Genomic DNA, 6360 nt, shown 5'->3' with positions numbered 1-6360 from the left:
GGTGCATTGCTCGCGCACGAAGGGTTTCAGGATCGAAGCGGCATATTCGTCGTGATTGTAAGGCGCGTAGATGTCGCCGATGTCGTGCAGCAGCGCACAGGCGATCCAGTCGGTGTCGGCGCCGTCACGCCAGGCGCGCGTCGCGGCCTGCAGCGAATGGCCGAGCCGGGTGATCTTGTAACCCGACAGGCCCTCATCGAGTTGCACCAGCGCATCGAGCAGCCGCTCGCCGGTCCTGGCGGCATAGTCGATTTCATGCGCGGTCAGGAACTCGTAGTCGTCCCGGTCGCCATCCTTCATCGCCGTGAATTTTACGGTAGTCATGCCGACCCTCCCAGCGAATAATTTATGCCGCTATCGGCGCCCGCTTGGTCAGGTTCAGCTTCTTGCGCACTTCCTCCGGGCCGATGATCCTGGCGCCCAGATTGGTGACGATGCTGGCGGCACGCTCGACCAATTGCGCGTTGGTCGCCAGCACGCCCTTGTCGAGCCACAGATTGTCCTCAAGCCCGACGCGGACGTTGCCGCCGGCTAGCACCGCCGCAGCGGCATAGGCCATCTGGTTGCGGCCGATGGCGAAGGCCGACCAGTTCCAGGTCGATGGCACGTTGTTGACCATGGCCATGAAGGTGTTGAGGTCGTCAGGCGCCCCCCACGGCACGCCCATGCAGAGCTGCACCAGCGCGTCGGGGTTGAGCACCTTTTCCTCAACCAGTTGCTTGGCGAACCACAGATGGCCGGTGTCGAAAGCCTCGATCTCCGGCTTGACGCCGAGCGCCGTCATCATGCCGCCCATGGCGCGCAGCATGCCGGGCGTGTTGGTCATGACATAGTCGGCCTCGGCGAAATTCATGGTGCCGCAATCGAGCGTGCAGATTTCCGGCAGGCACTGGCGCACATGTTCCATGCGGTTGGTGGCGCCGCCCATGTCGGTGCCTTTTTCGTTGAGCGGCAGCGGCGCTTCCGGCGATCCGAACACCATGTCGCCGCCCATGCCGGCGGTCAGGTTCAGCACCACATCGACATTGGCCTCGCGAATGCGCTCGGTCACTTCGCGGTAGAGATGCACGTCGCGCCTGGGCTTGCCGGTCTCGGGATCACGCACATGGCAATGCACGATCGCCGCACCCGCCTTGGCCGCGTCGATCGCCGAATCGGCGATCTGCTTGGGCGAGCGTGGCACATGCGGGCTGCGATCCTGCGAGCCGCCGGACCCGGTCACGGCACAGGTAATGAAAACCTCGCGGTTCATGGCAAGCGGCATGGAACTCTCCTCCCAATCCAGACAGACGGCGACAATGCCTGACTTGTCGGAAACTGTTTTGCGTTTTACGAAGGTGGTATGACAAAAAGCGAAAAATCGACAATCTTTCGTGCCGAGCACTCACCGCTTAAGGTGACGCTGCTGGTGTTTTCCGGGGCGTCCATAATGTGCGTGGCATGCGCAGTCGATCCGCTGCGCGCCGCCAACCGCATCGCCGGCGAAACCCTGTTCGACTTCAAACTGGTCTCGGTGACGGGCGAGGCGCCGGTCACAACATGCGGCCTGCCGGTGGCGGTCAGTGGCCGGTTCGATGCGGCTGAACCAACCGATGTGCTTGTCGTCGTCGCCGGTTTCGGCACTCAGAACTATGCCACATCGGCTCTGCTGTCAGGCCTGCGCCGCGCGGCGCGAACGGCGCGCGCCTGCGGCGGTGTCGAAGCCGGCACATGGCTGGTGGCACGCGCCGGCTTGCTGGAAGGACGCAGCGCCACCACCCATTGGGAGGATATGGAGGATTTTTCCTCCGCCTTCCCGGGCGTCGACGTGCGCCCCGATCGATACATCATCGACGGGTCGGTCTTCACTACGGGCGGCGCCTCGCCAACTTTGGACCTGATGTTGCATCTGATTCGCACCCGGCTCGGCATGGCCGTGGCGCTGGATGTGGCAAGTTCGTTCATCTATGATCAGGCGCGTGCGGCGACCGATGCGCAGCCGCTGGTCTCGCTCGGCCGGCTCGACGGTTACGACCCGCGCCTTGCGCAAGCCATCCGGCTGATGGAATCGCATGTCGACCAGCCGCTGACCATAGAGGCGGTGGCAAAGCGCGCCGGGGTAACGGCGCGGACATTGGAGAGCATCTTTCGCAAGTCGATCGGCGAGACGCCGGGCGCCTATTATCTCAGGCTGCGCCTCGGCGCCGCGCGCCGGCTGGTGGTCGATACAAGGGTTGCCATGGCCGATATTGCCGGGCGGACCGGATTTTCGTCCGCCGCGGCGTTTTCGAGAGCGTTTTCAAGGGCTTTCGGCGAAGCGCCGGTCAGGCTTCGGAGGGGCTAGTTCAAAAGAAAAATCAGGCCGCGTTCTGATGGTCGCCATCGATCTGCGAGCGCATCTGTCTGGCAAGATGGGTCTCGAAGCGGCTGGCAACGGCGCGATCCCATTCGTTCGAAATCTTGGCGTCGTCGGTTTTCCTCGGCATCGCCATCAGCCGGTCGATGATCGATCCGGTCTCGCCAGGTGAGAGCAGGGCGTCGATTTCACGTTCGTTCTGCATATCGGTTCGCCTCCTTCTTCCTCTCCCGCCACGAGCCAGTCTTATACGAGATACGTGACGGCAGTTTGAAGGCAAGAGCGAGGTCATTGAAGGGCGGCAAAGGGCAAAACCGTGTCGTCGGACCCGGCCTTGCGCAAAGCTGTTCCTGCGTCTGGGCAGCGCAGGTCAAGGAGAAATCTACAGTCGCTTCTCGAACAGCACCGTGGTGAAGCCACTGTCCCATTCGTCATCCGGATAGCGGTTTTTCTCGACATAGCCGACCGCCTTGTAGAGTGCTTGTGCGGGCAGGTTGAACGTGTCGGTTTCCAACCGCACCTGCGTCGACCCGGTCGCGCCGATCGCCTGTTCGGCATAGGAAAGCAATTTGCGGCCGACACCTTGCCCTTGACGGGAGGCCATGACGTGCAGGGCTTCGATGAAGTCCGCGCGCCAATGGATCAGGCCGGCGACCGCGCCATCGATCTCGGCAACGGCAAATTCAGGCCAGCTCCGGTCGACATAACGCCCGCCAATATCCGTCTCGATATAGCGCTGCGCCGCTGCCTCGGTGACATTCGGCAGCCAGGTGCCTTCGAATGTTTCCTGCAGGACCCGCTTCAAAGCCGGGATATCGCTTGCCTGCGCCGGGCGCACGATGATTCGATCCTCTGCCATTTTCCGTCTCCTGCCATGCATGTCGCTCAAAAGTGCACAGCGGTTTTGGGACGACGACATGCATAAAAGTAAAGGCCGCCGTGTCGCCTTTTCGGCGGCGCGGCACCTTGATCGCGTGCAGGCCGCCAAAGATCCGTGCGATCTTCGGCGGCGCGCGAAATGCGCTGACTAGCAGATGGTGATGGCGGCGGCCTTCAGCCAGAGGTGGCGGATGTCGGTCCAGAGATCGGGCTTCACACGTACCGGTTGACGACGTTTTCCAGCAGTTCCTGGCGGCCGGACCTTGGCTGCGGCTCGATCTTCTTCTTGACGACGCGCTCGGCGATGTCTTCCAGCGTGCGTTTGCCGGAAAGCATCGCCTTGCCCTCGGCCGTGTTCCAGCCGGCATAACGTTCGGCCAGCGGTGCGGACAGCGCCTTGTCCTCGACCATGCGAGCCGCGGCTTTCAGACCGCGTGCGCAAGAGTCCATGCCGCCGATATGGCCGATCAGCAGGTCTTGCGGATCGAGCGACTGACGGCGCAGCTTGGCGTCGAAATTGGTGCCGCCGGTCTTGAAGCCACCGGCCTGCAGGACCTGGTAGTAGGCCAGCGCCATTTCCGGCACGTTGTTGGGGAACTGGTCGGTGTCCCATCCCGACTGGTAGTCGTTGCGGTTCATGTCAATCGAACCGAAAATGCCGAGCGCATTGGCCAGCGCCAGCTCGTGCTCGAAGGAATGGCCGGCCAGGATGGCATGGCCCTGCTCGATGTTGACCTTGACCTCCTTCTCGAGCCCGAAGCGCTTGAGGAAGCCGTAAACGGTCGCGACATCGTAATCGTATTGGTGCTTGGTCGGCTCCTGCGGCTTCGGCTCGATCAGGATCGTGCCCTTGAAACCGATCTTGTGCTTGTAGTCGACGACCATGCTGAGGAAACGGCCGGCCTGTTCCTGCTCGCGGGCAAGGTCGGTGTTGAGCAGCGTCTCATAGCCCTCGCGCCCGCCCCACAGCACGTAGTTCTCACCCTTCAGCCGCTTGGTGACGTCGATACAGCTTTTTACAGTCGCCGCTGCGTAGGCAAAGACATCCGGATCGGGATTGGTGGCCGCACCTGACATGAAGCGGCGATTGGAGAACAGGTTGGCCGTGCCCCACAAAAGCTTGACGCCGGTCTGCTTCATTTTTCCGGCGAAATAGTCTGATATCTCGTCGAGGCGGGCCGCACTTTCGGAAAAATCCTTGCCCTCCGGCCGCACATCGGCGTCGTGGAAGCAGAAATAGGGCGCGCCGAGCAGCGAAAACATCTCGAAGGCGACATCGGCCTTGAGCTTGGCCAGTTCCATCGTGTCGACGCCGCCTGCCTTGGGGAACCAGGGACGGTCGAAGGTCTGGCCGCCGAATGGATCGCCGCCCGGCCAGGCGAAGGAATGCCAGTAGGCGACGGCGAAACGCAGATGATCTTCCAGCCGCTTGCCGGCGACGACCTCATCGGGATTGTAGAACCGGTAGGCCAGCGGATTGGTCGAATCCGGCCCCTCATATTTGATCTTCTGGATGTCGCCGAAAAATCCGCTGCTCATGATCTTTTTCCTCTTTCGAATAGTTCGCCCTGATTATCTCAGGTAATTCGCTCTGATTACCTCAGGCGTAATTGGTTTCGTTCTTCCGCTGGTCGAAAAGGCTCGTGTCAAAACCGTCCAGCAAAGGAGACAGACCATGACCGACCTCAACAAGATCGCCCAGAACTACATCACTGCCTGGAACGAAAGCGATGCCGAGCTCCGGGCCGACTTGCTCAAGGCGACCTTCACCGAAGACGTCAGCTATCGCGATCCGCTCATGCAGGGCGATGGCCATGCGGGTGTCGCGGCCCTGATCGACGGCGTGCAGCAGCGCTTTGCCGGCTTCCGGTTTTCGCTGAAGGGCACGCCGGACGGTTTTGCCGACAAGATCCGCTTCTCGTGGAACCTTGGTCCGGAAGGCATTCCTTCCGTCATTGAAGGTACCGACATCGGCGTCATCGAGAACGGCCGCCTGAAGAGCGTCACCGGCTTCCTCGACAAGGTGCCGGCGCAGTGAGCTGGCAAGCCGCGGCGTGGGCGAGAAATTGCTCACGCCGTGGCGACCTTGATTGCCGGGTAGAGCGCCCGGTAGCGCTGATAGGCATCGGCATAGACGCCGCCAAGCGCCGCGTCCGGTTCGATCGTGGCATCGGTCCTCGGTGCCGTACAGATTTCAAGCGGATTGGCACCCGTAGCCGCGATCAGGCCGAGCCGTGCGGCACCAAAGGCGGCGCCGAAGTCGCCGTCGGCGGGAATGTCGACAGGCAGTTGAAGCGCGGTGGCAATTGCCTTCAGCCAGTAGCGCGAGCGCGAACCGCCGCCGATCGCCGTTACCCGCGTCAAAGTCGTGCCGGCTTTGGCCAGGGCTTCGAGGCTGTCGCGGAAGGCAAAGGCGACACCCTCCAGCACGGCCTGCGTCAGCACGGCACGGCTCGATTCATGCGCCAGCCCGGTGAACGCGCCGCGAATGGCGGAATCATTGTAGGGTGTGCGCTCACCCGAGAGATAAGGCAAGAAGGACACGCCGCTTGGCGCCTTCAATGTGTCGCTGAGTTCGGCGGTCAATTCGCCGGCGCTCTTCCCGGTGATTTCGGACAGCCAGTTGAGCGAATCGGTTGCCGACAGGATCACACCCATCTGGTGCCAGGTGTTAGGAAGCGCGTGACAGAAGGTATGCACGGCACTTGCCGGGTTGGGCAGGTAGGAAGCATTGGCGGCAAACAGCACGCCCGACGTGCCGAGCGAGACGAAGGCATGGCCGGCGCCGACCGTGCCCATGCCGCAGGCCGAGGCTGCATTGTCGCCCGCACCGCCGGCGATCGGAATGCCGGCCTGGATGCCCCATTTAGATGCCAGTTCGGCACGCAGCGCGCCTGCCTTCTCCGTACCCTCGACCAGCGACGGCATCTGATTCTCGTCGAGCGATGTCGCCGCGAGCAGGTCCGCGCTCCAGCGCCGCTTGCCGACATCGAGCCAGGACGTGCCGGCTGAATCGGACATTTCCGAAATGTGTTCGCCCGAAAGCCAGAGCCGCAGGAAATCCTTGGGCAACAGCACTTTTGCGACCTTGGCGAAGACAGCGGGCTCGTTGTTCTTCACCCAGGCAAGCTTCGGCGCGGTGAAGC

Annotated in this window: 7 protein-coding genes and 1 pseudogene; 2 read left to right on the top strand and 6 right to left on the bottom strand. The window is 62.3% G+C overall.

From position 1 onward, the window contains the following. Together EN935_RS17970 and EN935_RS17965 are read right to left on the bottom strand one after the other, a co-directional pair. Positions 1-324 (bottom strand): annotated as a pseudogene (locus EN935_RS17970) (inositol oxygenase family protein); the annotation flags it as partial. Positions 325-346: 22 nt separating this feature from the next. Then, positions 347-1264 (bottom strand): 3-keto-5-aminohexanoate cleavage protein, encoded by a 918-nt coding sequence (locus EN935_RS17965; protein ID WP_023775990.1) that lies wholly within the window; start codon positions 1262-1264, stop codon positions 347-349. Between the two features lie 78 nt (positions 1265-1342). Between EN935_RS17965 and EN935_RS17960 the strand changes: the two genes are divergently transcribed. Next, a complete protein-coding gene (locus tag EN935_RS17960; RefSeq protein WP_127262787.1) occupies positions 1343-2323 on the top strand; it encodes a GlxA family transcriptional regulator in 981 nt (326 codons plus the stop codon). Positions 2324-2336: 13 nt separating this feature from the next. On the opposite strand, the gene EN935_RS17955 is transcribed toward EN935_RS17960, so the two are convergent. The 3 genes from EN935_RS17955 to xylA all read right to left on the bottom strand — a co-directional run bounded on the left by EN935_RS17955 (position 2337) and on the right by xylA (position 4753). Further along, the gene (locus EN935_RS17955) at positions 2337-2540 is read right to left on the bottom strand and encodes a hypothetical protein (RefSeq protein WP_109666881.1); all 204 of its coding nucleotides are present in this window, start codon (positions 2538-2540) and stop codon (positions 2337-2339) included. Positions 2541-2717: 177 nt separating this feature from the next. After that, positions 2718-3194, bottom strand: coding sequence for an N-acetyltransferase (locus tag EN935_RS17950; RefSeq protein ID WP_126067314.1), 477 nt, complete (start codon positions 3192-3194; stop codon positions 2718-2720). A gap of 233 nt (positions 3195-3427) precedes the next feature. Then, entirely contained in the window at positions 3428-4753 is a 1326-nt protein-coding gene (xylA, locus tag EN935_RS17945; RefSeq protein ID WP_127262788.1) for a xylose isomerase, read from the bottom strand. Between the two features lie 136 nt (positions 4754-4889). Between xylA and EN935_RS17940 the strand changes: the two genes are divergently transcribed. Next, positions 4890-5252, top strand: a complete 363-nt coding sequence (locus EN935_RS17940) for a nuclear transport factor 2 family protein (protein WP_109666875.1) — start codon at positions 4890-4892, stop codon at positions 5250-5252. 32 nt (positions 5253-5284) lie between these two features. On the opposite strand, the gene xylB is transcribed toward EN935_RS17940, so the two are convergent. After that, positions 5285-6360, bottom strand: a 1076-nt coding sequence (xylB, locus tag EN935_RS17935; RefSeq protein ID WP_127373483.1) for a xylulokinase, incomplete at its 5' end; no start/stop codon positions are given.

This window comes from Mesorhizobium sp. M7D.F.Ca.US.004.03.1.1 (assembly GCF_003998635.1).
Taxonomy (GTDB): domain Bacteria; phylum Pseudomonadota; class Alphaproteobacteria; order Rhizobiales; family Rhizobiaceae; genus Mesorhizobium; species Mesorhizobium loti.
This window is presented reverse-complemented; position numbering and strand designations above follow the sequence as displayed.